At 38.0% G+C, this 26,419-nt stretch carries 23 protein-coding genes; 10 read left to right on the plus strand and 13 right to left on the minus strand.

Going from position 1 to position 26,419, the window contains the following annotated elements:
- Positions 1 to 346: 346 nt before the first annotated feature.
- The gene (locus tag MMG00_RS03720; RefSeq protein WP_242151582.1) at positions 347 to 688 is read left to right on the plus strand and encodes a YegP family protein; all 342 of its coding nucleotides are present in this window, start codon (positions 347 to 349) and stop codon (positions 686 to 688) included.
- A gap of 94 nt (positions 689 to 782) precedes the next feature.
- Here MMG00_RS03720 and MMG00_RS03725 read toward each other — a convergent pair whose 3' ends face one another.
- Entirely contained in the window at positions 783 to 2,990 is a 2,208-nt protein-coding gene (locus MMG00_RS03725) for a YgiQ family radical SAM protein (RefSeq protein ID WP_242151585.1), read from the minus strand.
- Positions 2,991 to 3,404: 414 nt separating this feature from the next.
- Here MMG00_RS03725 and bfr (MMG00_RS03730) point away from each other — a divergent pair, with 414 nt between their 5' ends.
- Both bfr (MMG00_RS03730) and bfr (MMG00_RS03735) read left to right on the plus strand, forming a co-directional pair.
- Complete coding sequence (bfr, locus tag MMG00_RS03730) at positions 3,405 to 3,872, plus strand: bacterioferritin (RefSeq protein ID WP_242151588.1); 468 nt, start codon at positions 3,405 to 3,407, stop codon at positions 3,870 to 3,872.
- Positions 3,873 to 3,929: 57 nt separating this feature from the next.
- Complete coding sequence (bfr, locus tag MMG00_RS03735) at positions 3,930 to 4,400, plus strand: bacterioferritin (RefSeq protein WP_242151606.1); 471 nt, start codon at positions 3,930 to 3,932, stop codon at positions 4,398 to 4,400.
- Between the two features lie 220 nt (positions 4,401 to 4,620).
- Here bfr (MMG00_RS03735) and MMG00_RS03740 read toward each other — a convergent pair whose 3' ends face one another.
- Positions 4,621 to 4,830 (minus strand): bacterioferritin-associated ferredoxin, encoded by a 210-nt coding sequence (locus tag MMG00_RS03740; protein ID WP_242151608.1) that lies wholly within the window; start codon positions 4,828 to 4,830, stop codon positions 4,621 to 4,623.
- Positions 4,831 to 5,150: 320 nt separating this feature from the next.
- Between MMG00_RS03740 and epmA the strand changes: the two genes are divergently transcribed.
- Complete coding sequence (gene epmA, locus MMG00_RS03745; RefSeq protein WP_242151611.1) at positions 5,151 to 6,134, plus strand: EF-P lysine aminoacylase EpmA; 984 nt, start codon at positions 5,151 to 5,153, stop codon at positions 6,132 to 6,134.
- Positions 6,135 to 6,676: 542 nt separating this feature from the next.
- On the opposite strand, the gene MMG00_RS03750 is transcribed toward epmA, so the two are convergent.
- The 7 genes from MMG00_RS03750 to MMG00_RS03780 all read right to left on the minus strand — a co-directional run bounded on the left by MMG00_RS03750 (position 6,677) and on the right by MMG00_RS03780 (position 13,975).
- Entirely contained in the window at positions 6,677 to 7,231 is a 555-nt protein-coding gene (locus tag MMG00_RS03750; RefSeq protein ID WP_242151615.1) for a GbsR/MarR family transcriptional regulator, read from the minus strand.
- A 235-nt stretch (positions 7,232 to 7,466) separates the two neighbouring features.
- The gene (locus MMG00_RS03755) at positions 7,467 to 8,312 is read right to left on the minus strand and encodes a glycine betaine ABC transporter substrate-binding protein (protein ID WP_242151618.1); all 846 of its coding nucleotides are present in this window, start codon (positions 8,310 to 8,312) and stop codon (positions 7,467 to 7,469) included.
- Positions 8,313 to 8,744: 432 nt separating this feature from the next.
- Positions 8,745 to 9,590 (minus strand): glycine betaine ABC transporter substrate-binding protein, encoded by an 846-nt coding sequence (locus tag MMG00_RS03760; protein WP_242151619.1) that lies wholly within the window; start codon positions 9,588 to 9,590, stop codon positions 8,745 to 8,747.
- Between the two features lie 113 nt (positions 9,591 to 9,703).
- Complete coding sequence (locus tag MMG00_RS03765; protein ID WP_242151622.1) at positions 9,704 to 10,564, minus strand: ABC transporter permease; 861 nt, start codon at positions 10,562 to 10,564, stop codon at positions 9,704 to 9,706.
- 1 nt (position 10,565) lies between these two features.
- A complete protein-coding gene (locus tag MMG00_RS03770) occupies positions 10,566 to 11,819 on the minus strand; it encodes a quaternary amine ABC transporter ATP-binding protein (RefSeq protein WP_242151625.1) in 1,254 nt (417 codons plus the stop codon).
- Between the two features lie 565 nt (positions 11,820 to 12,384).
- The gene (locus MMG00_RS03775) at positions 12,385 to 13,197 is read right to left on the minus strand and encodes a MetQ/NlpA family ABC transporter substrate-binding protein (RefSeq protein ID WP_242151628.1); all 813 of its coding nucleotides are present in this window, start codon (positions 13,195 to 13,197) and stop codon (positions 12,385 to 12,387) included.
- A gap of 268 nt (positions 13,198 to 13,465) precedes the next feature.
- Positions 13,466 to 13,975, minus strand: a complete 510-nt coding sequence (locus MMG00_RS03780) for an acyl-CoA thioesterase (protein WP_242151631.1) — start codon at positions 13,973 to 13,975, stop codon at positions 13,466 to 13,468.
- Positions 13,976 to 14,146: 171 nt separating this feature from the next.
- Between MMG00_RS03780 and uvrD the strand changes: the two genes are divergently transcribed.
- Positions 14,147 to 16,399: a DNA helicase II gene (gene uvrD, locus MMG00_RS03785; RefSeq protein ID WP_242151633.1), complete on the plus strand. Its 2,253-nt coding sequence runs from the start codon at positions 14,147 to 14,149 to the stop codon at positions 16,397 to 16,399.
- A 364-nt stretch (positions 16,400 to 16,763) separates the two neighbouring features.
- On the opposite strand, the gene ydeE is transcribed toward uvrD, so the two are convergent.
- Positions 16,764 to 17,963 carry an efflux MFS transporter YdeE gene (gene ydeE / locus MMG00_RS03790; protein ID WP_242151636.1) on the minus strand — a complete coding sequence of 400 codons (1,200 nt, stop codon included), beginning with the start codon at positions 17,961 to 17,963 and terminating at the stop codon, positions 16,764 to 16,766.
- A gap of 544 nt (positions 17,964 to 18,507) precedes the next feature.
- Between ydeE and MMG00_RS03795 the strand changes: the two genes are divergently transcribed.
- Positions 18,508 to 19,491, plus strand: a complete 984-nt coding sequence (locus tag MMG00_RS03795; RefSeq protein WP_242151639.1) for an MDR family oxidoreductase — start codon at positions 18,508 to 18,510, stop codon at positions 19,489 to 19,491.
- A gap of 64 nt (positions 19,492 to 19,555) precedes the next feature.
- Here MMG00_RS03795 and MMG00_RS03800 read toward each other — a convergent pair whose 3' ends face one another.
- On the minus strand, positions 19,556 to 20,068 hold the full coding sequence (locus tag MMG00_RS03800) for a flavin reductase (RefSeq protein WP_242151643.1): 513 nt from the start codon (positions 20,066 to 20,068) through the stop codon (positions 19,556 to 19,558).
- 482 nt (positions 20,069 to 20,550) lie between these two features.
- On the opposite strand from MMG00_RS03800, the gene MMG00_RS03805 reads away from it, so the two are divergent.
- Positions 20,551 to 21,600, plus strand: a complete 1,050-nt coding sequence (locus MMG00_RS03805; RefSeq protein WP_242151646.1) for a 2,3-butanediol dehydrogenase — start codon at positions 20,551 to 20,553, stop codon at positions 21,598 to 21,600.
- A gap of 164 nt (positions 21,601 to 21,764) precedes the next feature.
- Here MMG00_RS03805 and cysZ read toward each other — a convergent pair whose 3' ends face one another.
- Positions 21,765 to 22,520, minus strand: a complete 756-nt coding sequence (gene cysZ / locus MMG00_RS03810) for a sulfate transporter CysZ (RefSeq protein ID WP_242151649.1) — start codon at positions 22,518 to 22,520, stop codon at positions 21,765 to 21,767.
- Positions 22,521 to 22,598: 78 nt separating this feature from the next.
- Positions 22,599 to 23,108, minus strand: a complete 510-nt coding sequence (folA, locus tag MMG00_RS03815) for a type 3 dihydrofolate reductase (RefSeq protein ID WP_242151652.1) — start codon at positions 23,106 to 23,108, stop codon at positions 22,599 to 22,601.
- A 213-nt stretch (positions 23,109 to 23,321) separates the two neighbouring features.
- Between folA and pssA the strand changes: the two genes are divergently transcribed.
- From pssA to rimI, 3 genes are all read left to right on the plus strand, one after another.
- Complete coding sequence (pssA, locus tag MMG00_RS03820; protein ID WP_242151656.1) at positions 23,322 to 24,257, plus strand: CDP-diacylglycerol--serine O-phosphatidyltransferase; 936 nt, start codon at positions 23,322 to 23,324, stop codon at positions 24,255 to 24,257.
- Between the two features lie 133 nt (positions 24,258 to 24,390).
- On the plus strand, positions 24,391 to 25,356 hold the full coding sequence (locus MMG00_RS03825) for a uracil-DNA glycosylase (protein ID WP_242151659.1): 966 nt from the start codon (positions 24,391 to 24,393) through the stop codon (positions 25,354 to 25,356).
- Between the two features lie 226 nt (positions 25,357 to 25,582).
- The gene (rimI, locus tag MMG00_RS03830; protein WP_242151663.1) at positions 25,583 to 26,071 is read left to right on the plus strand and encodes a ribosomal protein S18-alanine N-acetyltransferase; all 489 of its coding nucleotides are present in this window, start codon (positions 25,583 to 25,585) and stop codon (positions 26,069 to 26,071) included.
- The last annotated feature ends 348 nt before the right edge of the window (positions 26,072 to 26,419 follow it).

Here is a 26,419-nt window from a genome sequence, read left to right on the forward strand (position 1 = left end):
AGATTTTATTATCAAAGAGTTGATGATTACATGATAAGAAAAACGCTTTATTCTCATGCAGAATAAGGCGTTTTTTTATGATTAATGAATGGGTATAGACCCTAAAAGGATGAATATATAAAGGTATCGACTGATGACTCTTTATACAAAAAGGCCCTTTTATTAAAGCGGTAAAAGAATATTTTATATAGAGCTTTTCATTTATATAAATATTATGACTTAATTTGAATTATTAGAGGCTTCATTTTATAATCAAAATTAAGCGAATGAGTGAAATATGGGCAAAGCATATTTACTGATTTTGAGCTAAAACCATGGATGCAATTGGAAACCCTGGAGGTTTTTTATGAGTGGTAAATTTGAAATATTTTTAGCAAAAAATAATGAGTTCTATTTTCGTCTTAAAGCAGGAAATGGGGAGATTATCCTCGGTAGTGAAGGTTATACCACCAAAGCTAATTGTCACAAAGGGATTGCTTCGGTGCAAAAAAATGCCCCAGAGATAAATCGTTATGAGAAAAAAACCTCAGATAGCGGTAAATATTCATTTAACCTTAAAGCAACGAATGGGCAAGTGATAGGAACAAGTCAAAGTTATAAAACAGAATCAGGACGAGATAATGGGATCGCCTCTGTTGCCAAAAATGCTCCTGATGCCAAAGTGGTCGATTTAACAGAAGCATCCTAAATACTTTTATACCTTGATAGTTTGAATAGTAAAAGCCCTTAAAGAGAGCGTTTAAGGGCTTTTGTTTTAGTTATGAAAGTTTGAGATTAAAAACCTAAGAAGGTTTATGACGCTCATTAGATTGACGATTTCTGGCAATTCCTTGGTGATTGGTTGTAAAGCGCTTACCTCGGGAGCTTTGCTGATCGTTACGGCTATTTCGCGGGTTAGTCCATTGTGAGGAACGCCCACTATGACCACGCTCTCGCTCCCGTCGGCTCTCTTGAGGGATAAGGCACTCTTTGCCCGCGCCAATGAGTTCAGCTCTTCCCATATAGCGTAACGTTTGCCTTAATAGTGGCCAGTTATTAGGATCATGATAGCGTAAGAACGCTTTATGAATTTGCCGGCGTTTTAGGCTTTTAGCAGTTCCTACTTGCTCTGAGTCTTTACGAATAGGTTTTAGCGGATTTCGCTCAGAATAATACATGGCAGTTGCAACAGACATTGGGGTTGGCATAAAGGCTTGAACCTGATCTGCTCGAAGATCATTCGCTTTTAGCCAAAGTGCAAGATTAAGCATATCTTCATCTGTAGTTCCAGGATGTGCTGCGATGAAGTAGGGGATGAGATATTGCTCTTTTCCTGCTTCTTTTGAGTATTTCTCAAAAAGGACCTTAAATTCATCATAAGCCTTCATTGATGGCTTCATCATTTTAGAAAGCGGTCCCTCTTCTGTATGTTCTGGCGCAATTTTGAGATAGCCGCCTACATGATGGGTTACCAGCTCTTTGATATATTCAGGCGCTTGCGCAGCTAAATCATAACGAACACCTGAAGCGATATGAACCCGCTTAATCCCCTGAAGTTCACGAGCTTTTCGATAAAGATCAATCAGAGGTTTATGATTAGTATTGAGGTTTTGGCAAATGCCAGGATAAACACAAGAGAGTTTACGGCAATGCTTTTCAATATTGGGGTCTTTACAAGCTAAGCGATACATATTGGCTGTTGGACCACCAAGGTCTGAGATATAGCCTTTAAAGTCTGGATCGCGGTCGCGGATTTCTTCAATTTCGTTAAGTACTGATTTCTCAGATCGGCTCTGAATGATACGCCCTTCATGTTCGGTAATTGAGCAGAAAGAGCAGCCACCAAAACAGCCGCGCATAATACTAACGGAGTGTTTAATCATCTCCCATGCCGCAATATGTGCATCTCCATAACTAGGATGCGGCGCACGCTCAAAGGGGAGAGCGTAAACAGCATCCATCTCTTCTGTTGAAAGTGGTATGGGGGGCGGGTTAATCCAAACATCAATATCCCCATGTTGCTGCACCATTGGGCGTGCATTAAAAGGATTGGTTTCTAGATGTAAAATACGACTAGCATGAGCATAGAGTGCCGGCGTTGATGAAACATCATCAAAGCTTGGCAGACGAATGGTCAGATCCGTCCGGCTAATATTTTCGTTTTTAAGCGTTGATTGAGCTTGTGCTTTTGTCGGTGCTTCTAGTGCCACATTGGTTTCACACTCTTTAGCATCAGAAATCCCATAAGGATTAATATAAGGATCGATTTTACCCACATGATCAAAGTGCGTAGAATCTAATTCATGACGATCAAAATGATGTTTTTGATGCGCTTTAATAATGGATGATCCTCGAATATCGGTGATTTGATCAATTGTTTCACCTGATGCTAAACGATGGCTCAATTCAGTGATAGATCGCTCGCCATTACCAAAGAGAAGCATATCGGCAGCACTATCTATTAAGACCGAGCGGCGAATCGTTTCAGACCAGTAGTCATAATGTGCAACTCGGCGTAAGGAGGCTTCTATCCCCCCAATAATAATCGGCGTTTTTTTAAAAGCTTCAATTTCACGTAGTTTCTGGGTATAAACAATCACAGCTCTGTCTGGGCGTTTACCGTTGATATCTCCGGCAGTATAAGCATCATTACGGCGAACTTTACGATCAGCGGTATAGTGATTGACCATAGAGTCCATATTGCCAGAATTGACGGCAAAATAGAGATTCGGTGTACCTAGTTTTTCAAAATCTTTTGAAGATCGCCAGTTTGGTTGAGAGATCACTCCCACACGAAAACCTTGTGCTTCTAGTAATCGGCCTAATATCGCCGTGCCAAAACTTGGGTGATCAATGTAGCTATCACCTGTGATGAAGATAATATCGCAACTATCCCAACCTAAAAGATCCATCTCTTCTCGGGTTGTGGGGAGAAAAGGTGCAGTTCCAAAACGGTGAGCCCAATATTTGCGATAAGAAAATAGTGGCTTAACACCTTCAAATTGACGCATATTTAAAATCCATTATTAACAGTCGGTTATATTTTAAAATAAAATGATACCTCTTTTTAGGAAAAACATCATTTAAAAGAGGATTTAAGAGAGGCGATTGATCGTTCTTGGAGAGGGTAAAGATAATATATATTAAATAAAGTGCGTAAATATTGCGCATTTTTATGAGAAATTAGTACTTCTGATTTGTTAGTTATTATTATCTATCAACAGGTGTGATTTATAAGACCTTGTTTATTCAGGCTTATTAGATATTTTATGCTTGATCATCACTCATCGGTGTTTGTGAATCATTTTTGTTTGTAACCTGTTGATTAGAGAGATTAATCTCGATTCGTAATGCCTAGGATAATTGTTATAATGTATTGGTCAATTTTATTAAAACTTCATTAATCAAAATAAAGGAATTTCATTATGATAGGGAATAAAGAAGTTATCGATTACTTAAACGTACTTTTAGCAGGTGAGTTAGCGGCAAGAGATCAGTATTTTATTCACTCATCGATGTATGAAGAATGGGGTTATATGAAACTCTATGAGCGTATTTTTCATGAAATGGATGATGAGACGGATCACGCAAAGCAAATTATTGCCCGTATCTTATTGCTTGAAGGTACGCCAAAAATGGTGCCAGATCAGATTCATATCGGTGCAAACGTTGAAGAGATGTTACAAAGTGATTTAAACCTTGAGCTTTCAGTGCGTGAAGCGCTTAAAAAAGGCATTGCGCTTTGTGAAGAGAAACAAGATTATGTTACTCGTGATATGTTAGTTGTTCAGTTGAAAGATACTGAAGAAGACCACGCACACTGGTTAGAGAAACAGCTTCGTTTAATCAAAACAATCTCACTTCCACTCTATCTTCAAAATCAATTAGCTTAAATTTTCTCTGTTATTGATAAGTATCATTAGAAAAATCAGATAGGGAAGGAGAAAGTTATGAAAATAGAGCGTACGGTATTAGTGCATTTAAACAAGGTATTAGGTCAATATTTGATCTCCATTAACCAATATTTTCTTCATGCACGTATTTTGAAGAATTGGGGCATTGAGAAATTAGGTCATCCGATTTATAAAAAATCGATTCAAGATATGAAAGAATCGGATGATGTGATTGAACGTATTTTACTATTAGAAGGTTTACCAAACTTACAAGAGTTAGGGAAACTTCTCATCGGAGAAGATGTTCCGGAAATATTAAAATGTGATTTAGATCGAGAATATCAAAAGCGTACAACGCTAGTAGACGCTATTACTCATTTTGAAGAAGTTCAAGATTATGTATCTCGTGATCTTTTAGAGAAAATGCTCGATGAAAGTGAAGAATATATCGATTGGATCGAAACACAACAAGAGAATATTGAACTTATGGGGCTTGAAGTTTATCTTCAAAAGCATCTAGAAAAATAGCATTGTCTTGATGTAGGGGTATTATTAAAAATGGATATCGATAGTTAGAGTTTAGATTATTCATTGCCATAAAAAAGCTCAGAAATTAAATTTTCTGAGCTTTTTCATATTAAAACATCGATGTTAGCTATATATTCTTTGAGTAAGCAAACTTGTTTGCTTGTCATCGCTTATGTGATTAAGGTGGAGTTTAGGAGATTTAATCTGATGATGACAGATATTATCTTAATTCATAAGCTTGAGGAATAGGCATGTTTTGACTAAGCGGTGAAGCCTCACCAGGAAGTAGACTTTTAGCAATATCAGCACAAGAACCACAACCGGTTGCGACACCAAGTTCTGCTTGTAGTGCTTCAAATGTTGTAACGCCGTTTTCAACAGCTTCAACGATTGCCTTATCGGTAATCCCATTGCAAAGACAAATGTACATGATAAATTCCTCTTATTAACGATGCTTTTACATATACTAATAACAATTATTCTTATTTGCAAGTAGTAAGTGCTTCCATTCTTATATGGGATCTTATTGCCTTTAGAAAATGACGATTATAAAGGGGGATATCAGAGCGCTATAATAGGGTTAAAACCAGCCTTGATTGAGGATCTGCGTTATACTAAACTCTCACAACTATTTGCATATATTGCCGGGAGTAATTTACAAAAAAATAAGAATAATTGTTCTATACGGCAATATGACGATGGATGAATTTGAGAAAAAATCGTTTTTTTACACTTTAAATGAGAATAAAAATGGCAGTGAAGGCAGAGCAAGTAACACAGAATCAAACTTTACAAGAGAAGTTATGGTTTCGTGGGCAGATATTAAGAACGATCCGGGACTATTTTTTTGAGGAAAAAGTTGTTGAAGTGGATACGCCGATTATGAGTCAATTTGGTAATCCTGATCCTGCGCTTTTAAACTTTATCACGCCTTATAATGGCCCAGGCAAACTCTACCAGCATTCAATGTTCTTGATCACATCACCTGAATATCACATGAAGCGTTTACTCGCCTATGGTGCTGGCTCTTGTTACTATTTAGGCAAAGTTTTTCGTGATGGTGAGATCAGTAAGCGCCATAATCCTGAATTTACGATGCTAGAATGGTATCGCTTAGATTATGATTTAGAGCGCTTAATGCAAGAAGTTATTTCATTGATTAAATTGGTGAGTGGCAAGGCCCTTGAAGTAGAGTTTTATAGCTACTTAGAGGCTTTTAAAAAGATTTTAGGCGTGAATCCATTTGAGATGGATCTTGAGGCGCTTGTAGCGTTAATTCAAGCGCAGAACATTGCCTTAACTTTTGAACTTCGAGATCGAGATGAAGCATTAGATCTTATTGTTTCACATCTTATTGAGCCGGCATTTGATCCTGAAAAAATTACCATGCTTTATCATTATCCTGCAAGTCAGGCATCATTATCTAAAATCGTCACGATTGATGGTTATCCTGTGGGGAAGCGTTTTGAGGCTTATTGGCAAGGTCTTGAACTCGCTAATGGTTATGAAGAGCTGACAAATAGTCAAGAGCAGCGGGCACGTTTTATGGCAGAGAACATTCAGCGTACAAACATTGGTTATGATGCTGTGCCGATTGATGAGCTATTATTAGAAGTATTAGATCAAGTCCCATTTTGTAGCGGTGTTGCGCTTGGCGTTGATCGATTATTGATGGCAATGAAAGGAAGCAGTGAGATTAAAGATGTGATCCCTTTTGGCTTTGAAGAATCCTAAAAAAATTCAAAATAGGCTAATTAAAATGCCGGCGCATCGCTATTAACAATAAGAAACATGTTCTATTTGGCATCTTGCAAGCATTGTTTAATACATATATTTATAGATTTATGCAAGGCGGGAATATTTCGTTCTTTCTAAAATCCTGTATCAGTGGTTTAAGACTTACTTTTCTTAAACCGATTTTATAGCTATTACGCATTAAATTCAGATGCGAACCGAAAAGGTTTAAAACTGCAGGCACGTAATGCCAAAAAACAAGCAAGCATTCGACCCAACTGTTCGTCAATCTATTTTAGGAGGATGGCTAACTAATAAATTTTGATCCCCTATTTTATTTAGAAATCACTATGCCACATAAAATAGAATTGGCTTTATAGTAGAATCGGTTTAAAAGCGACTGAGTCAGATTGCCGGCGCATCAGTTATGAGAAGCGCAAGAATAGTTCTATCCGGCATCGTGCAGGCTAATTTAACACACTCCGTACCCTTAATATCTTAAATAGTATTTCTTAAACCGAATCTACTATACTATCAATATTCTAAGCTTTATCCTCTTTACGAGCACCTAAGATGAATTTCATCAAGCCTGAGCTTGTTTTAAAGAGGCGTTTTAAACCTGTTGTTGAAAACCCTAGTAAGTGATCACCAATGCCAATAAGAGAATGAAGGAGATCTACACTATCTTTCGCACGTTTTTGAAAGACTTCTCTCTCATTTTTAAAATCAGGATCTTGCAACAGGTTTGTGAGCATTACTTCTGTGGGCTTGAGTTCTTGTTCGATTCTTTCTCGAGCAATGATTTTAAGTAATTCCCAAACATCTCCCGTTGTTTCAAAGTAATCCTTACGATCATTTAAGATATGAGAGCGCTTGGCTAATCCTAAACGTTCAAGCTCTTTAATACTATTGCTACTATTAGAACGGGCAATCCCTAAAAATTCACAAATTGCATCTGCAGAGATTGGTTGTTCTTGAATAAAAAGTAGCGCATGAATTTGGGCCACCGTTCGGTTGATGCCCCAACGGCTTCCCATTTCGCCCCAATGAAGAACAAACTCTAATTCTTTTGGGGATAATTTATTATCAGCGCTCATGACTTCTCCAATATTCTTATAATGTTAATTTCTTTGCTATGATACCAAATTTCTATCATTTCAAAAATTAATGAAACATAAGGGCGTTTTAAGTAACTTAAATTGGGCGATAAATGTTCAAAACAGCGCCAAGTTAGCGATTATCGATTGTGGTAAAACCATAAAAAAGAGCCCTTATTTTAAGAGCTCTTTGAGATTATTGAAAGAGGTTGATGTTAATAATGAAGATTAATTATTATTGAAACCAGCTATCAATCTCTTCTTTATATTTTTGATAAAACTCTTTTACGCCGACCTCAGGATTTCGCTCATCTTTTCTTGCCATACCAATTAACTCATGGAGTTTATCTGAATCGAGCTTAAAGTTTTGCAGAAAATGGGTGACCTCTGGTTGATCATCGCTAAATCCTTTACGGGATAAAATCGTAATTTCATCAATAGGATAGATCTCTTTAGGATCTTCTAGCATTTTTATATCATAAAGGTCCCACATATAATGAGGCTTCCAACTAGTAATAATTACAGGTTCTTTTGCGGTAATAGCGCGTCTAAGTTCTGCTAGCATTGAGGCTTCAGAGGAACCGATTTGCTCAAAATTAAGTTCATAATCATCAATGGCTTGAAGTGTTAAACCGTGAATTCCAGCGCCAGCACCATCGCCATAAATTTTACCATCAAACATCGCTACATGATCATTAAGTTCTTCTATAGAGTTAATATCAACATATTGCGGCACGGCTAAGCCAGATACTCCTCCATCAAAAATAATACCAATAACATCTAGCTGCTTGCCAAAGCGCTCCCAATAATCTTTATGAGTATGTGGTAGCCATGATGTGAGGTAAAGGTCGGCACTACCTTGCGCGACTGCTGCAAAAAGAGGGCCTGGTTCAACAAGTGCTTTTTCAACTTCAAAGCCATTTTGAGTAAGGGCTTCATCTGCTAAATGCATTAATGCCACACTTTCAGACCAGCTAGGGTAGAGTATTTTAATCGGTTTTTGATGATCATCTTTGCCACAAGCTGCTACAAAAAAGAGTGCTGCAATGGTGATTGTGAGTGTTTTTAATAAATGTTTCATACGTTATTATTATAAAAATAATCCTTTTGATTTCGTATGTTAAAGGTCTTTTAAGAGTTTTTTAAGAAAGAGATATCTCTATAAAAAGACAAGGGGATTCCTTACTAGCTGCTTATTAGCTAATCAAAAAATGGTATAGAACCAAAATGTCACGTTAAGGAGTCCAGATATTTGCAGTATTGAGCCTCATCAATAATTTTGAGACTTAATATGTGATGAGTGTAGTTTACTATTGCCGAGAATTACTTAGTGAATAATAGTTCAGGGCGTTTTATCCACTTTAGCCAATCATGTTATCTAATATGACTATCGGATATCTATTGTTATTGTGTTGAAAGACCATCGATAATTAATAGAAGCTATGATTTTCTTAGAGTTCCCTTGGTTATTTACTAGGGGATAACCAAGGGCTCAAATGCATTGATTTAATACTTATTGAAACCAGCTATCAATCTCAGCTTGATATTTTTCATAGAATTTTTGAGCACCTGCTTTGGGGTTGCGCTCATCTTCTCCGACCATTCCCATAAGCTCATGGAGCTTGTCTGAATCGAATTGGAAATGGCTAAAGAAGTTGGCAACTTCAGGATGATCCTCTTTAAAGCCTTGACGTGAAAGGATCTCAATTTGGTCTACTAAATAGACTTCTTTAGGGTCTTTTAACATTTTAAGGTCATAAAGATCCCACATATAATGAGGCTTCCAGCCTGTGATAAGAACAGGTTCTTTAGCGGCAATTGAACGGCGAAGCTCTGCCATCATTGAGCTCTCTGACGAGGTTAGTTGCTCATAATTTAAAGGATATTCTTCAATTGCTTTAATGGTATTGCCATGAATACCAGCGCCAGCGCCAATCCCGTAAATTTTGCCATCAAATATCTCGATATTATCGTTTAATTCATCAATAGAATCGATCTCTACATAATCAGGCACTACAAGTCCCGTACTAGCATCATCAAAGACAACGCCAATCACTTCTAATTTATTGCCAAAGCGTTCCCAATAATCTTGATGAGTGTGGGGGAGCCATGCATCTAAGTAAAGATCAGCATCCCCTTTTGATAGTGCTGCGTAAAGAGGTCCTGGCTCAATTAAGGTTGTTTCAACAGCATAGCCTTTATTATCTAAGACATATTCTGCTAAATGAGTCATAGCCACACCCTCAGCCCAGCTAGGGTAGAGAATTTTAACCGGTTTTGTTTGATCATCATCGCCACACGCTGCAAGCGTAAAAAGGGACATTGCGGCAATTGCAATGGTTTTAAATAATTTATTCATGACTTTTTCCTCTATATTTTATTGTTATTCACTATTTATAATAAGCGCATGTAATGGAGCGCTGATAAAGAGCGTATCTTCATTACAATTGCTCTTAAATTATTGCTAATTGGTTATTGGCGACCAATCGCTTGAGTGATCCGGTCTAAAATAATCGCTAAAATAACGATAGAAAGACCTGCTTCAAATCCTAAAGCCATATCAGCTTGTTGGATACTTGCATAAACGCTCTCTCCTAAACCGCCAGCGCCTACCATAGAACAGATCACAACCATAGAAAGTGCGAGCATAATCGTTTGGTTAATACCTGCTAGGATTGTCGGCATTGCTAAGGGAATTTGGACCTTATAGAGCATTTGCGAGCTTGTACAACCAAATGCTAAAGATGCTTCGATAATATCTTCAGGCACCTCTTTAATACCAAGAGTTGTCATTCTTACAGCCGGTGGCAGTGAGAAGATGACCGTTGCAAGGACGCCAGGAACATCCCCAACAGAGAAGAATAAAATCGCAGGAATGAGGTAAACAAATGCCGGCATTGTCTGCATAAAGTCGAGAATAGGGCGAACAACAGCATCAGTCTTACGGCTTTTAGCACATAAGATTCCAAGCGGAATACCAATGATTAAGATAATAATGGTTGAAACAAGTACTAAGACTAAGGTATCAATCAATTGTGACCAAAAACCCATGCTATAAACAAGGAGTAAGCCAATAATGACAAAGATCGGTAAGCCAAAGCTTTTCTTGTAGTTTTTAAGCGAGGTTTTAAATTGACGAATGCCCGTCATTGCTAAAAAAGCGAGTAATGTAATGATAATAATCATGACAAAGGGCGGCACCGCATTTAAACCTGATTGTAAGCCTTTGACAGAACTTCCAATGATATTGGCAACTTGATCAAAGAAAGGACGCCCAACAGTCGATAACCAATCGACAAATTGTTCAACATATTTTCCTATTTCAATATTCATATTAAGCTCCTACTTCTTGATTTTCAGTATCCACATTGAAGTTGTGATTTGTTTTTCCACCTTCAAGGGGATTCTCATCATCTGACATCATCTCCACCACTTTGGTGTAGCGTAGATAGCCAATCGGGCGAAAGCGATCATCAAGAACAGCAAGCGGATAAGTATGGCCTGCAAAATCACTTAAAGATTCTAATACGGGGCTATTTTGATCAATCGTTGGGATCTTAATAAGATCATCTTGAGTGATTCTCTCGGCATTATCACGAAGGAGTTTTCTTGCAGTATTAATTCTTAAATATCCTAAGAAGAGATTACCGCGTGAAACAACCGGTAAGAAATGATGGCTTTCCCGCTCCATTCTGCGAACGGCTGTTGCAGGACCATCTTTTTCGATATGAATTCTTTCGGTAAAAGGTTTCATTAATCTAGAAGCCGTAATGACTTTTGTTGAATCGACATCATTCACAAACGAGCGGACATAATCATCAGCAGGGTTAAGGAGAATGTTCTCAGCACTATCTTGCTGGACAATGACGCCATCTTTCATAATAGCAATCGTATCTCCAAGCTTAAGCGCTTCATCTAGGTCATGGGTGATAAAGACGATGGTTTTCTTGAGTTTTTCTTGAATCTCAATCAGCTCATCTTGCATTTGTGAGCGTATTAATGGGTCTAGCGCACTAAAAGATTCATCCATCAAGAGGATTTCAGAATCATTTGCTAAAGCTCTTGCAATCCCAACACGTTGCTGCATTCCACCACTTAGTTGATGCGGGTAAGAATCTTCATAGCCTTGAAGCCCTACCATATTAAGGACTTCACGCGCCTTTTCTTGACGAGCTTCAACGGAGAGCTTTTTAATCTCCAGTCCAAAAGCGACATTATCTAAGATCGTTTTATGGGGTAATAGTGCAAAATGTTGAAATACCATCCCAATCTTTTCTCGGCGAATATCGATGAGCTCTTTTTTGGAGACTTTAGTGATATCGATATCATCAATAAAGACAGAGCCTTTTGTAGGGACATTGAGCATATTTAAACATCTCAAAAGTGAAGATTTTCCACTTCCAGAGAGCCCAATAACCACAAATATTTCACCTTGTTTAATACTGAAATTTGCTTGGTTCACAGCAATCACTGCTTTAGTTTTCTCAAGGATCTCCTCTTTAGAGGCGCCTTGTTCTAAAAGTGTTGCCGCTTGTTTTTTGTTTGCTCCATAAATAAGAGACAAATCTTTGACACTGATAACAGCCATATATTATTAAGTTTCCTTTTCTTGAAGACGAAATAGTCCGTGACCTTCAAGGGGGTCATTATTTAATAAATTTTTAATCTGGCAGATAACCTCAATGGTTATAAGAGGGGAGAAGCGAGGAAAAAATGATCAAAATCATTACACAAAAAAACTCGAACTTTCTCAAATTGAATAACTACCATATTGGCGGCCTAAATGTGTGTTATTTATTTAGACATTAATGATTATACGGAAGTAACTACTTAATTCAATAGCCTATTCTTATGGGCTTCCTTAGACTTGACAAAAATTTAATAACAATGGCTATCGGTGAAATTAAGGTAGGCTACTTCCATTTCATAGATTATAAAAAAGTATTTTTTTATGTTAAAAGGCATATTTTTAGAATTATTTCTGCATAATTTTTATGCAGTTTAGGGCTTTTTTAAAGCTGGATTGTCCATCATTTAGGACAAAAATGTCTAGCATATCTTGCAAAAAATCTTTTTTATTCGCCAAAATAGCGCCGAAATATCACAATATTTCGGCGTAGATATGACAAAACGGCCTCTTTTTAGAGGAAGTTTTATGGCTTACTCCAAGATTTTGGGAATTGGTAGTCAGGGTAATTTTGATAGCTATAAGCTTTAAATGCCTCTGAATGAAAGGCATTGATCACATCTTGTACCCAGTCTTCATTAAGATCTGCCTCTCGAATAACGCCCCAATTGATATAGAGATCATTGGGTTCAAGCGATAAGCTCTCGGCAATTTTTAAACCAGAATTAAGTGCAGCGCCTCCATTAATCGCACCAAATGCTGCATCTTTAAGTGCTCTTGGTAAAATATCTGATTGAAGTTCTTTAATCTCTAGCTGTAGAGGGTTACTCACAATATCATTTTTAGAGACTTTTAAAGGATCGATATTTTCAGTTAATTTAATCCAGCCAAGACTCTCTAAAATAACTAAAGCTCGGCCATAACTGCTAGGGTCATTGGAGACAATAATCGTATCTTTAGGCTCAATACTGTCTAAGCTTGTTCTTTGTCCTGCATAAATAGCAAAAGGGGCATTAGGAACTTGAAAAGCTTCAATTAACTCATGACCTTTACGTTCACGATAACCCCGAAGATAGGGAACATGCTGGAAGATATTAACATCAATACTTCCTTCATTTAACGCATTATTGAGCTGAATGCCGTCCGTAAATTCCATTAAAGTTGCTTTGTAGCCTTCAGCTTCTAGCGCAGGGATAATAGAATCTCGCACCATATCTGAAAAATGCCCAAAAGAAGTTCCAAAACGAATGGTTTTAACCTCTTCTTTATTATTAAAGCAACCCGTTAAGAAGATGATGGAGAGGAGTATTAAGAGAATTGATCTAAGTAGTAATGGCATAAATTATCCTTTGGTATAGCTTTTATCATGATTAGATAGTTGAATTTAATCATTTTTTTATGATGTCAGTAGATAGTAATACCGTGAATAATAGAGAAAGACAATTCTTTTTAAACAATTGTTATATGTTTAGTATGTTTTTGTTGTGTTTTGGATGCTATTTGGATTTAGGAATTGAAATGGTGGTTATTGAAATAAAAAAACCTCAAAGGTTTTGCCTTTGAGGTACAAATTTTAAATTGTTAGATCAATAGAGGTTTATTGAAGCTTATTGATTAAAGCCATCATTCTCATCTTCTTCATCTTTAATTTGCGCTTGGTCAAATGCTAAGCGTGAATTGAGGCGAAGAACCGCGTTATCAAAACGGCGCTGATCGGTTCTATTGCGGATTTCAAGCTTTGGAACCGCAGTTGGTTTACCATTATCGTTAATGGCAACCATGGTGAAATAGCAGCTATTGGTATGGCGAACTTCACGAGTTTTGATGTTTTTCGCTTCAACACGAACGCCAATTTCCATTGAAGTGCGTCCAACGTAGTTCACATTGGCATGGAAAGTTACTAACTCTTGTACATAAATCGGCTGTTTAAATACCACTTTATCTACCGAAAGAGTTACAACATAGCTACCCGCATATTGGCTAGCGCATGCGTATGCTACCTGATCGAGCAATTTAAGAATATTCCCCCCGTGAATGTTTCCCGAGAAGTTGACCATATCGGGTGTCATTAGAACTGTCATGCTCAATTCACGTGTTGGTGTTTTCGTATCAATCATTTTTCCTGTCTCATTCCAAGTCAATAAAAGGTATAATCGCTATCTATTATAGTGGGTTATTTTTAAATCATATAGCGAATGCCCATTCTTTTTATATATTGGAGCGATTGCATTGATGAATCGACTCCCTCCATCATCTTTATATCACGATAGAATATTCCGGCAAGATAAATGAGTTATTTAGAAAAATTAAACAAGAGTCAATATGAAGCTGTCACCGCACCTATCGGTCCTGTCCGTGTTTTAGCAGGGGCTGGTTCTGGTAAAACGCGGGTATTGATCTCTCGCATCGCTTGGCTTTTAGAGACAGAGCAATCTGACTCTTTTGGCATTTTGGCGGTTACCTTTACTAATAAAGCAGCTTTTGAGATGCGCACCCGTTTAGAAGATACGCTTCGGTTTTCTGTGCGTGGCATGTGGATTGGTACTTTCCATTCTCTTTGTCACCGTATGCTTCGTATGCATCATAAAGAAGCTGGGTTAGTTGAGAATTTTCAGATTTTAGATAGTGATGATCAAACCCGTCTTTGCCGAAGAATTATTCGAGCACGTAATTTAGATGAAAAACTTTATCAGCCAAAAATTTTAGCCTCTTTTATTAATGGTCATAAAGAGGAAGGGCGACGTGCGCAGCATATCGAGTCTTATAATGATGCTTTCACGCATAATTTAATTGAGCTCTATAAAGATTATCAAGCGCTCTGTGATCAATCTGGGTTAGTAGATTTTTCAGAGATTCTCCTTAGAACGCTGGAGATGCTTCGAACAAATCCTGCGATCTTAAAACATTATCAAGAGCGCTTTAAATTTGTCTTGGTAGATGAGTTTCAAGATACTAATAGCGTGCAATATGCCTGGTTACAGTTAATGTCTGGTAAAAATCATAATCTTTTTGTTGTCGGTGATGATGATCAATCAATTTATGGCTGGCGTGGGGCTAAAATTGAGAATATTCTCAATTTTGATAAAGATTTTGAAGAGGTGACAACGGTTCGTTTAGAGCAAAATTACCGCTCTACCAAGGCGATTTTAGAAGCAGCGAACCATGTGATTGCAAAAAATGCCGATCGATTAGATAAAAGGCTCTGGACAGAGAATGAATCAGAGCAGCCGATTATCGCTTATCGTGGAACCGATGGTTATGATGAAGCGAGGTTTGTGGTAGAGACAATCAAAGAGAGAGTAAAAGAGGGGTATCGCAAATCTGATATTGCGATTTTATATCGCTCGAACGCACAATCTCGTCTTTTTGAAGAGTTACTCCTTCGTGGGCAGATTCCCTATCGCGTCTATGGCGGATTGCGCTTCTTTGATCGCGCTGAGATTAAAGATATTATGTCTTACCTTCGAATGGTGGTAAATCCTCAAGATGATGTCTCGCTTGAGCGTAGTATGACAACGCCACCTAAAGGGATTGGGCAAGCAACGATTGAGACTATCCGTGAATATGCAGCGCAAAATCGCGTTTCCCTTTGGGATTCGATGCATCTTTTATTAGAGAGCCAACAGCTTTCCACAAGGGCACATAATGTTTTACTTGCCTACTATGAGCAGATTATTGATTTAAGCCAAAAGGTGAAAACGATGAAGCTCGATGAGTTCTTTGGCTATGCCATTGAAGTAAGTGGTTTAAAACCGCATTACAAAAAAGAGCCCTTAAATCGGGGTGAAGATCGTATTGATAACCTCAATGAGCTCATTACAGCCGCTGAATATTTTATGATGAGTGATCAGATCGAGCTTGCCTTTAGTGAAGAGCTTGTGGATGTGAAATCGCTCTCAACTTATGAGCAGTTAGATGCCTTTATGGGGCAAACCTCTTTAGATTCAAGTGATGCGCAAGCTGAAGCAGATGAAGATTCGATCCAGTTGATGACGCTGCACGCATCAAAAGGATTAGAGTTCCCAATTGTATTTTTGGTAGGAATGGAAGATGGAATGTTCCCAAGTGATGCAGCAATCACAGAAATTGGGCGGATCGAAGAGGAGCGCCGATTAGCTTATGTGGGAATTACTCGTGCGGAAAAGATTCTCTATATGTTAGGGGCTGAGCAGCGCATGATTTATGGAAAAACCTTAAGAATGCCACCTTCACGATTTTTACGAGATGTGCCGCCTCATTTAATCCAAGCGATAGGGCCTGCTGTTGAGATTCGTCAAACGTTAGGTGATTACGGCACAAATAGCCGTAATTATGGGGGTTATGGGTCGCAATCAGTGGCAGCTAGAACCCGTAATACGGCAAAATTAGATGATAATATTGATGGTTATAAGATTGGGCAATTTGTAGAGCACCCTAAGTTTGGTGATGGGGTCATTCAAGGATTTGAAGGAACGGGCGCTAGTACTCGCGTGATTGTTGAGTTCTCAAAATCGGGGCGTAAAGTATTAGTATTGAGTTACGCTAATTTAACGATTTTATAAGTTAAAATACTCTTTCATTTCAGTGGGGGATGTTTCTTTGAAATGACTCCTGAGAATTTAAAATAGAAAAGCCTTGGCATCGTTTGCAGCTCAAACCGGTGCCAAGGCTTTTTTGTTTTTTGTGATCTACCGCTATTTATAGTCGATTTACTTTAAGAAGTCCCGTTTAGTACAGCGTGAATCAAGCCCACTTGCACAATGCCGGATGGAAAGGCTCTTGTGCTTCTTATAATCAATGTGCCGGCAATCTGATCCAGCCATTTTTAAACTGATATTACTATATAAGTAAAACATGCAGAATGCATCAAATCAGCTTGCATAATACCGGATAGGGCGGCTTTAGACCTGATTTATTATATTAATTTTATTTAATTCCATTAGCGTTATTAAGCTTTTTTTGTTGAAGGCGCATGCCATTTAACATACTCAGCCAAGCTAAGATACTAAAGCCAATTAAGAGTAAGAAAATACTTTGTGGAGGATATTCTGTTAAGACAAATCCTGTGATCATCGGGGTTAATGCACCGCCTAATAAGCCAAGAGATTGTGCTGAGAAGTAACTTGATTTCATACCATCTGGGGCAATACCATCAATGAGCATATATTCTCCTGGTGCATAGATAAGCTCACCTAGTGTGAAGATGAAAGCCGCTAGAGCCCATAAATAGAGATTCTCTTTTGCCCACATAAAACCAAGGAGTCCGCCGACAAAGAATATGGTGCCGATAGTCATGAGAAATTTTAAATTTTTGTGATCAATACGTCTGCCTACAGCATATTGTAAGGTAACGACAACCGCAGCATTTACCGGCAATATGACCCCAATGACCGCTTGGGCAAATTCACTATCAACAACGGTGATAACGTATTGAGAGATCCAAGTAATAAATGAGCCAAATACTAAAGAGCCTAAAAAGGTAGAGATGATAAACCATGCTAATACTCGGTCATGAAACATCGCGGAAGGATTCCAGGCGATAGGTTTTCCATCTTCATGGGTATTACGTTTAGTGCTTTCTACAAACCGATGAATAAAGAAGATCGGAAGAGAAGCAGTACAAGCAGCCAACCAAAATGGGAGGTTAATACTATATATTAAGAGCCAAGTGCCAATAGGCGGACCAATCGTCCAACCAATATTGATAAAGGTATAATTTAAAGAGAAAACCTTTGCTTTAATCAGCACAGGCAAAGTATCTGCGAAATAGCCCTTTAATACAGTTGCAAAAACAGAATAAGAGCAATTAATTAATGCAAAGAAAAGGATAACAAAGGGGGCGCTATTCATTAAGGGAATTGCAATAAAGCCGGCAATAAAGGTTATTATCGCAATGAGCATACAGCGCTTTTTATCAACCCTATCGGCTAATATGCCAAAGCCAATACTAAACAGTATCCCCACGGTTAAGGCGATGGAAATTGCCACCCCAACAACATCAATATCCATCTGATATTCTCGTGTGAGATAAATTGTCATAAAGGGAAGTGTTGCGCCGCGCCCAATAGTTAAAAGCAGTGAGGAGAGAAGCAGGGCTGCATTAGAGATTTTAGATTTTGACAACATCACTCATATCCTCGAGCGTTTTATAGTTATGATGATTATTTATTAGAATGATTTATCTATTAGGTGGACTTTGTAATGTAGCATTTTATGTAACTGAGCTAAACTTAAATTTATTGTTAGATTATTGTGTTATCAATACTAAACTGATTGATTTAAAAGCACTTACCTATACAATATTTTTCGCTTTTAATGAAATTTATTTATAAATTTATAAAAAAAGCGAGCAAAAACATGTTTTATGTCAAGGCAGAGAAAAAAGAGATTGATACACTATGTCTATTCCCTAGCAGCAAGCACTTTTTTTGAGAAATACAGCGGTACTCCATTCCCTCAAATTAAAAAAGAAGCTTGTCATTATAGCTATTTTCGACATTATGTTGAAAATGGCTTTTTTTTATCTAAATGATTGATATTTAATGTTTAAGGGGACTTTTAAAGGCTTAAATGTTCACATAGTGAACTTTTGTTCATTTACAAGAAGATTTACATTCGAAGATGATCACGTTACCCTAAAATTATAAGATGTTATATTTTAGGAGAGAAAATGTTTAAAGCCCTTTATTTGCAAGATGAACAAGGATTTAGCTGCACCGAACAATCGATACCTCAAGCTGTTTTACGGCAAGAAGAGGGAGATACACTAGTTAAAGTACATTATTCGACACTGAACTATAAAGATGCCTTAGCAATTACTAATACAGGAAAGATTGCTAGACGTTTTCCGATGATTCCCGGCATTGATTTTGCAGGGGAAGTAGTAGAGACAACAGATTCTACTTTAAAAGTGGGGGATCAGGTCTTTATGAATGGTTTAGGATTAAGTGAGAACCATTTTGGGGGATTAGCAGAGTTTACTTATGTGCCGGCAAAAAACTTACTAAAAGTTCCTAAAGCGTATCAAATGTTTGATGTTATGGCATTTGGAACGGCAGGATATACCGCTGCTCTTTGTGTAAACCGACTTTTACAGCATGGTATAAAGCCTGAAGCTGGAGAAGTATTAGTCTCTGGGGCATCGGGCGGTGTTGGTATGGTTGCTATGATGTTACTTTCTAAATTGGGATTTGAGGCAGTTGCATTAAGCTCTAAAGTAGAAGAAGAGGTATTTTTTAAATCCTTAGGGGCAACTCGTATTGAAAGTGCCGCAAGTTTTTATGAAACGGGAGGGATGCTTCAAAAATCCCGATTCCAAGCTGCCGTAGATGTTTTAGGCTCGATCCCTTTGGCAAATATTTGCGCACAATTAAAGTATAGCGGGATTGTTGCGGCTTGTGGATTAGCAAGAGGAATGGATTTTCCCGGTAATATGGCGCCATTTATTTTACGAGATGTCACTCTTGCCGGGGTTGATAGCGTGATGGCACCAAAGGAGAAGCGAATAGCGGCATGGCAATTATTGAGTGAAAATATCAGATCTGAAGAGATTTCTCAGAGTGTTAAAACAATCCATTTCGATCAAGTGATCGAGGTATCAGAAAAGATGATTGCCGGTAAAATTCAGGGACGTTTTGTTGTAAAAATTGCTTAATCCTTGGGATTAACAAACCTTAAAGCGTATTATAATTTTGTTAAAAGCGTAGTAAGACGATCTGCTACGCTTTTTTCTGGCGTGGGAGCTCATGAAAACCGCGATTAAAGTAGATTAAAGCATTGCCAAGATCTGCCATCTGCATACTATCGAGTTCTAAGATAAAAAGAGTATGTGTTCCGACTTCGTGAGTAGCCACGATTGAACCCTCTAAATTGGCAATTGCGCCTTGAAGAATAGGAAGTTTTCCTTTGCCTTCGATAAAGTCAAATTTTGCAAAGCGCTCTTCCATCGTGACTGGATGCATTCCTCCAAAATATTCAGCTGCAAGCTGTTGATCGGCATTTAAAATATTCACTGCCATTCGTGAGTTTGCCTTAAATGTCTCATTTGTTGCGCTATTGCGATTGATTGATACAAGCATTGTTGGAGGGGAATCTGTAATTGAAACAACCGCAGTTGCCGTTAATCCGCATTTTCCGGCAGGACCATTTGTTGTAATAATATTGACGCCGGCACCTAATGTTGCCATGGCATCTCTAAATATTTTTTTGATATCTTGATGTACGTCATCCATTTGTGCTCTCCTTACTTGACTATCTGATTCTATCGGTTTAGCTAAGTTTTGCAAAAAATAAAATGCCTGATTTTTAAGATTGATTAAATATCATGATTAACCTTATGGATATTTTTAAAACTTATTGAAGAGAAAATAGATAGCAAGGATAAATTAGATCTCCTTAATAGTTCATTTAAACGATCAAAGTATCTATAAGCACTAAAGTATTGGAAGAGATATGTAACTCATTTAGATTAGAGGATTATTTATAGGATTATTAAATTTAATTTTAACAATCAACAATTATAAAATCACTATTGGTATTTTATATCTAATCAATATGGTAAAATAGAAGCTGTAGTAGTTAGTCATAGACCTTGTAAGCAGTAAGGTTATTTCTCAAAGTTCTAGCGCATGATAAGCCTGATTTAATCGTAATAGATGACGATAAAGGGCGGTCATGAATTTTGAAATCTTAAGGATAAGAGAGGTTTTATTTTATGAGAGCAGCAGTTTGGCATGGTAGTAAAGATATTCGTGTGGTTGAGCGCGAGTTAAAGCCCTTAAAAGATCATGAAGTAACAATACGAGTTGCATGGGCAGGGATTTGCGGTAGTGATCTGCATGAATATGTGGAAGGTCCGGTCTTTATTCCTACTGAAAAAGAAGATCTCTTAGCTGGCGGAAAAGCACCTTTAACAATGGGGCATGAGTTCTCTGGGATTGTTGAGGCTGTTGGGAGTAAAGTCACAAATTTTAAAGTAGGGGATCGCGTATCTGTTAATCCCACATTAACGCATGGTAAACGCAGTGAATATGATGACATCTATGATGGCTTTAGTTTTATCGGGCTCCATTGCGATGGTGGATTTGCTGATTTTGTCAATGTGCCTGAATCTGCTGTTTATGAATTACCTAAAACGCTAACTTTAGAAACAGCCGCGCTTATTGAGCCAACAGCAGTTGCTGTTCAAGCCGTTAAAGAGAGCGGCATGCGTTTTGGTGATACGGTAGCAATCTTTGGCGCAGGTCCTATTGGATTAGTTACAATTGCGGCGGCAAAAGCTGCTGGCGCGACCAAAGTGATTGCGTTAGATCTTTCTGAGTCACGTTTAGAGATGGCGAAAGCTATTGGGGCAACGCATGTCATTAATTCTGGAAAAGAAGATCCTGTGGCGGCGATTCGCAAAATTGTTCCAAGAGGTACGGATGTGACCTTTGAAGTTGCCGGCGTTCAGCAAACTGTTGAGCAATCGATTAACGCGACAAAAGCGCGTGGAATGGTCGTGATTGTTTCTATCTTTGCCAACCCTATTACATGGCATCCAATGCAGCTTATTAATACCGGTGTTAAAGTCACCTCCTCAATTGCTTATTCCCCTTCAAGCTTTAGAGAAACCATTGCTTTAATGGGATCAGGGCAATTAGATGTCACCTCCATTATCACCAAAAAAATCCCACTAGAAGAGATTGTGACTGATGGTTTTGAGGCATTAGTTAATGATAAGTCACAATCGAAGATCTTAGTAACCTTAAGTGGTGAGATGTAGGTTCATCTTTGAGAGATAGGTTTTATTTATAAAACTTCCATCAAACTGTAAAAACGCTGGTAATTTACCGGCGTTTTTTTATGCGTTTTTTTTAAAACACAAATTTGAATGATTTTGTTGAAAATATGAATGTTATTGTTGATTTATTACATTTTTAAGGGTCGTTATTGATGCGGATATTGACGACGATAACGATCTACCCACATTGCAGTACCACCACAAACAGCTGCTGGCATGATCAATAGATTAGCTAGCGGAACCATCGTGATGATAGAGATTAAAGCGCCAAATGGCATATTACTGAAACGATCTTTTGCAAGGGTGTTTTTCATCTCTGTAAAGGAGATTTTGTGGTTATCAAACGCGTAGTCACAATATTGAATGACCATCATCCAAGAGCCAAAAAGAAACCACAGAAGTGGGGAGATAATGTTAACCACAGGAATAAATGAGATCACCAATAAAAGGAGAACTCTAGGTAGATAGTAGCCAAGGCGAATTAGTTCTCGATTAATCATGCGAGGAACATCTTTAACAAAATCACTCCAAGGGAGTGCTTTTGCAGGAATACCGCTGAGTTCTTCTTCAACTTTTTCTGCTAGAATTCCGTTAAAAGGGGCGGCAATAATATTGGCAAGAGTACTAAAGAAGTAACCAAATATTAAGATGATTGACGCTAAGATCAAAGGCCACAGCACAAAGCTTAACCAATGTAGCCAAGAAGGTAAAAAGCTTAAAAGATCATTGACCCAGCCATCAACTTGATAAAAGAGCCAGATAAATGCCGATCCTAAGATTAAAATATTAACGACTATCGGCATAAATACAAAGCGCTTCAAACCTGGGCGCATCATAATACTAAAGCCTTCGAAAAAATATTGTGATCCATTTTTAGGGGAACGGGCAGTGGGAGTCGTCATAAAAAAGCTAATCTCTTAATGGGTGAGGGTAAAGTGCCGGAGGGGTTTCATAGAATAAAGATTTTTGAGATCTAAAGTTTACTGAAAATCCCAGATTTCGAAGGTGTAATCATAATGATTTTTCTCATCTTTTTGGTGAGATTCTTCAAAGATTAATTGCGCATTTGTAAAGTCAAAAGCGGGCATTTTAGTATCTCCTGCTACATTTGCATGAACGTGGGTTAAGTAGAGGCGATTCATGAGTGGTAAGGATTCTTGATAGATCTGCGCACCGCCCATAATCATGATTTCTGGCGTATCTTGACGTTCATTAATGGCATCAATAGCTGCTTGTAGGCTATTGAAAATGCTACAACCAGGAATCGCATCATGGCTTAGTTGGCGAGAAATCACGATGTTTTCGCGACCGGGTAGTGGTTTACCAATTGATTCATAGGTTTTGCGACCCATGATAATTGGTTTACCAAGCGTGCTATTTTTAAAAAAACGCAGATCATTTGGAAGATGCCAAGGGAGCGCGTTATTATCGCCAATAGTGCCATTATCTGCCATTGCTAGAATCAAAGAGATAGTCGCTTTTTGTGTCATTATGTTATTTATCCTGTTTTTAAGGCCATAATTACGGATGATTATCGGAGCATCATACTAAATTTTATTATTGAATAATATGATATTTAGCGCATCTTAAGCAATATAGGCAGATTATTGTGAGGAAAATATGGGCTTAAGAGAAGTTCATCCTTAATAAAAAAAGGGAGGATGCTATAATGTACTCTTACTTATTTTAGGTTTCTTAAGAATATGATCAATCAGAAAGATAATAGTAAAACTTCACAGAAAAAAAGTAATGCAATCTATGTATTGCCGAACTTAATTACAACGGCGGCAATGCTCTGTGGATTTTTAGCAATTCTCACCGCGTTAGATGCTTATTATGGATCTCACTCAGGTGATACGACACAAACCTTCACGCAAGCTGCTATTTTAGTCTTTGTGGCGATGATCTTTGATGGCTTAGATGGTCGTGTTGCAAGAATGACAAATAGTTCAAGTGCTTTTGGTGAGCAGTATGACTCTTTGTCAGATCTTATCTCGTTTGGTATAGCGCCAGCGCTGATTATCTATCTTTGGGCACTTAAAGAAGGCCATTTTGTGAATCTTATTGGGGGAATCTCTTTAGGTGGGATCTCTTGGTTTGTTGCATATCTCTATTTAGCCTGCGCAGCGCTTAGATTAGCACGATTTAATGTGCAAATTGGGAGTGTTGATAAGCGTTTCTTCGTGGGAATGCCAAGTCCAACAGCTGCCGCTATTGTTGTAGGCTTTGTCTGGTTTGGTGAAAGTTTACAACTTTCGGGGCCTTTAAAAGATTATGGGGCACTGTTTTTAACACTTTATAGTGGCTTAATGATGGTGACCAATATTAAGTTCTTTAGTTTTAAAGACATTCACTTTCAAAATCCAGTGCCATTTTTTGTATGGGTTTTAGTAGTGATCACACTCAGTATATTACTGGTATGTATCGTTAGATTCCCAGGGGAGGCTATTTTCTTAGTACTCTTTGGCTATGGTTTATCTGGCCCAATTTATGCAATATTACGTCATCGTAAGCGTGATCAGCTTAAGAGTGAAAAGAGTCAACGCCAAGCACATAAAGAGGGGATTAATGGTACAGATGCCGAGGAATCAACGGATAATGTTGAGACTGATACTGTAGAAACGGATAACAAAAATTAATCGAGATAAAGTTATTTACCGTAAAGATAGTGATGATATGCGGTGTTTAGAGCAAGTTTTAAAACTATAAATCTTGAACGATAACCGTAACTGGTGCTTAAATAGAGTAATTGTTGTGAGGGAATAAATTTAGATGGATATTAGGCAAGCAGAGTACTTGAAACTACTAGGAATCCAAGCTTGGTGTCAGCAAGAGGATCTTCCACAAGTTCAAGAAAATCTCAAAGCCTTAAAACTTGCGGCAAAAGGTATTTCTCCATCAGTTGTTTCACAAAATGGGCAACAATCACCTGTAAATATGATCGCTAATAGCGAAGCACTCTCTAAAGATATTTCTCGCCGAGAAGAGCCTGCGCATCTTGCGGAAGATTTACAAAGTGCTAATTACGCTGCAAATCTCTCTATTAATAAGGAGCGTTTTAGTCAGCAGTTACAAGAGGTTACTGATGGATTGCGTGTCAATGTAGCACCAAAAGTTGCAGAATCTATCGCTGTTAAATCAGCTTTTGAAGCCAAAGCATTTTCTTATAATGCGCAAGCTTCAATTTTCGCGGAGCCTTTTGCGCAGGCTATTAAAAATTGCTTAGGCTGCGATTTTTCACAAAGTAGACATCAAGTCACATTACCAAGGCAATCTCAAAATGCGCGTGTAATGATTATTACAGATATCCCCTTAAAGGAAGAGATGTTCCAAGGGCATGTTTTAGATCGTAGTGATGAATCCTTTTTCTTTAAAGCGATGAAAGCTGTGGGATTATCGCCCGATATGCTCTATATCACGCCATTTATTAAATGCCGGCCACCTGAGCTTCGGGATGTGAGTGATAAAGAATGGCATGCTTGTTTTCAAGTTTTAAAACGTGAGATTTTAGAAGTTTCCCCAGAGATGATCTTCTTATTAGGGCGAACTTCTGTGAAGTTTTTATTACAAAAAGAGCTCCCATTTGAATCGCTTCGTCGAGAAAGGCATCTTATTCGTATCGATGATTTTGAGGTTCCTGTGGTGATTTCTCATTCTCCGCGAGTTTATGCAAAAAACTCCCGCTTAAAAGCGAACTTCTGGCAAGACCTTAAGTTTCTCCGAAGACAGCTCGGTTAATTCTAACAAAGGGATAAAATCCATTGCTTAGAGTTATCGAGCGGTAAAATTTCAGAGAGATCAGGGATGATTAGAGGTTAATCGTTAAAAATATCAGCAATTATCTTATCTCCAAACTATCAATCTGCCTTAAAAGGTTCAGATTTTTTGTGAGCGGGATAAAGAGCGTCGATTGCAAGCGTGATGCAACACGAAGATCGTTGTTGGCATAAAAGGAGAATTGAGAGTGGATATTCAGCAATTATTAAAAATTGAGGAAGCAACTTTAGCAGATTTAGATGAGATCTTAGAGATTGAGGTGAGAGCATATCCTGTTCCATGGAGCCGGGATCAGATGATGGATGTGTTTAATCAGAAAGTGATCCGTTTAAAGCTTTTGATGGATGGACAGCTGATAGGTTATGCTTTTGTGTCAATTATTTTAGATGAAGGACATCTATTACATATTACGGTAGATCCTATTCATCATGGGAAGCGTCTTGGCCGATATCTGTTAGAAGAAGTCTTAAAATTGGGGGATACGCACCAATTAGCGACCATTTTTCTGGAAGTGCGAGAAGGTAATACGCCAGCAAGAGCCCTATATGATCGTATTGGTTTTAATCAAGTGGGGGTAAGAAAAGGTTATTATCCTTGTAAGATTAATGGGCGAGAAGATGCGATAGTCATGGCATATACCGTTCCCTCTGATACATTTAATTTTCAGCTATCGTAATAATATTGTTTAATCGGTTAAGTCACTGAGCCGGATTGCCAGTGCATCGGTTATGAGGTGCATAAGTGTCATTCTATCCGGTATCATGCAAGCGGGGTTGATTCCCTAGACTCTATTATAGATATGGTAAAATCAGTTTAAAAGTGACCAAATCTATTGCCGGCACATCGGTGATGAGATGTGTAAGAATCGTTCTATCTGGCATCGTGCAAGCTTATTTGATTCATACGCTGTCCTGTTTTATTTTTAAGCTGTTTTTTTTAAACCGAATCGACTATATCTATTGAGGCTATCTCATCTTTTTATAGAGCGATTTCTATAAAAAGATGTAGGTTGATCTTATTCGTG

Source organism: Ignatzschineria rhizosphaerae, from assembly GCF_022655595.1.
GTDB lineage: Bacteria > Pseudomonadota > Gammaproteobacteria > Cardiobacteriales > Wohlfahrtiimonadaceae > Ignatzschineria > Ignatzschineria rhizosphaerae.

Coding starts and splice junctions, on each gene's coding strand:
- MMG00_RS03725 (WP_242151585.1), bottom strand. CDS start 2,990: ATGCGTCAATTTGAAGGTGTTAAGCCACTATTTTCTTATCGCAAATAT.
- MMG00_RS03760 (WP_242151619.1), bottom strand. CDS start 9,590: ATGAATAAATTATTTAAAACCATTGCAATTGCCGCAATGTCCCTTTTT.
- MMG00_RS03765 (WP_242151622.1), bottom strand. CDS start 10,564: ATGAATATTGAAATAGGAAAATATGTTGAACAATTTGTCGATTGGTTA.
- ydeE (WP_242151636.1), bottom strand. CDS start 17,963: ATGTTGTCAAAATCTAAAATCTCTAATGCAGCCCTGCTTCTCTCCTCA.
- epmA (WP_242151611.1), top strand. CDS start 5,151: ATGGCAGTGAAGGCAGAGCAAGTAACACAGAATCAAACTTTACAAGAG.
- MMG00_RS03750 (WP_242151615.1), bottom strand. CDS start 7,231: ATGAGCGCTGATAATAAATTATCCCCAAAAGAATTAGAGTTTGTTCTT.
- MMG00_RS03775 (WP_242151628.1), bottom strand. CDS start 13,197: ATGCCATTACTACTTAGATCAATTCTCTTAATACTCCTCTCCATCATC.
- MMG00_RS03740 (WP_242151608.1), bottom strand. CDS start 4,830: ATGTACATTTGTCTTTGCAATGGGATTACCGATAAGGCAATCGTTGAA.
- bfr (WP_242151606.1), top strand. CDS start 3,930: ATGAAAATAGAGCGTACGGTATTAGTGCATTTAAACAAGGTATTAGGT.
- MMG00_RS03800 (WP_242151643.1), bottom strand. CDS start 20,068: ATGGATGACGTACATCAAGATATCAAAAAAATATTTAGAGATGCCATG.
- bfr (WP_242151588.1), top strand. CDS start 3,405: ATGATAGGGAATAAAGAAGTTATCGATTACTTAAACGTACTTTTAGCA.
- MMG00_RS03770 (WP_242151625.1), bottom strand. CDS start 11,819: ATGGCTGTTATCAGTGTCAAAGATTTGTCTCTTATTTATGGAGCAAAC.
- folA (WP_242151652.1), bottom strand. CDS start 23,108: ATGACACAAAAAGCGACTATCTCTTTGATTCTAGCAATGGCAGATAAT.
- MMG00_RS03755 (WP_242151618.1), bottom strand. CDS start 8,312: ATGAAACATTTATTAAAAACACTCACAATCACCATTGCAGCACTCTTT.
- MMG00_RS03795 (WP_242151639.1), top strand. CDS start 18,508: ATGTTTAAAGCCCTTTATTTGCAAGATGAACAAGGATTTAGCTGCACC.
- MMG00_RS03720 (WP_242151582.1), top strand. CDS start 347: ATGAGTGGTAAATTTGAAATATTTTTAGCAAAAAATAATGAGTTCTAT.
- MMG00_RS03780 (WP_242151631.1), bottom strand. CDS start 13,975: ATGATTGATACGAAAACACCAACACGTGAATTGAGCATGACAGTTCTA.
- MMG00_RS03825 (WP_242151659.1), top strand. CDS start 24,391: ATGGATATTAGGCAAGCAGAGTACTTGAAACTACTAGGAATCCAAGCT.
- pssA (WP_242151656.1), top strand. CDS start 23,322: ATGATCAATCAGAAAGATAATAGTAAAACTTCACAGAAAAAAAGTAAT.
- MMG00_RS03805 (WP_242151646.1), top strand. CDS start 20,551: ATGAGAGCAGCAGTTTGGCATGGTAGTAAAGATATTCGTGTGGTTGAG.
- uvrD (WP_242151633.1), top strand. CDS start 14,147: ATGAGTTATTTAGAAAAATTAAACAAGAGTCAATATGAAGCTGTCACC.
- cysZ (WP_242151649.1), bottom strand. CDS start 22,520: ATGACGACTCCCACTGCCCGTTCCCCTAAAAATGGATCACAATATTTT.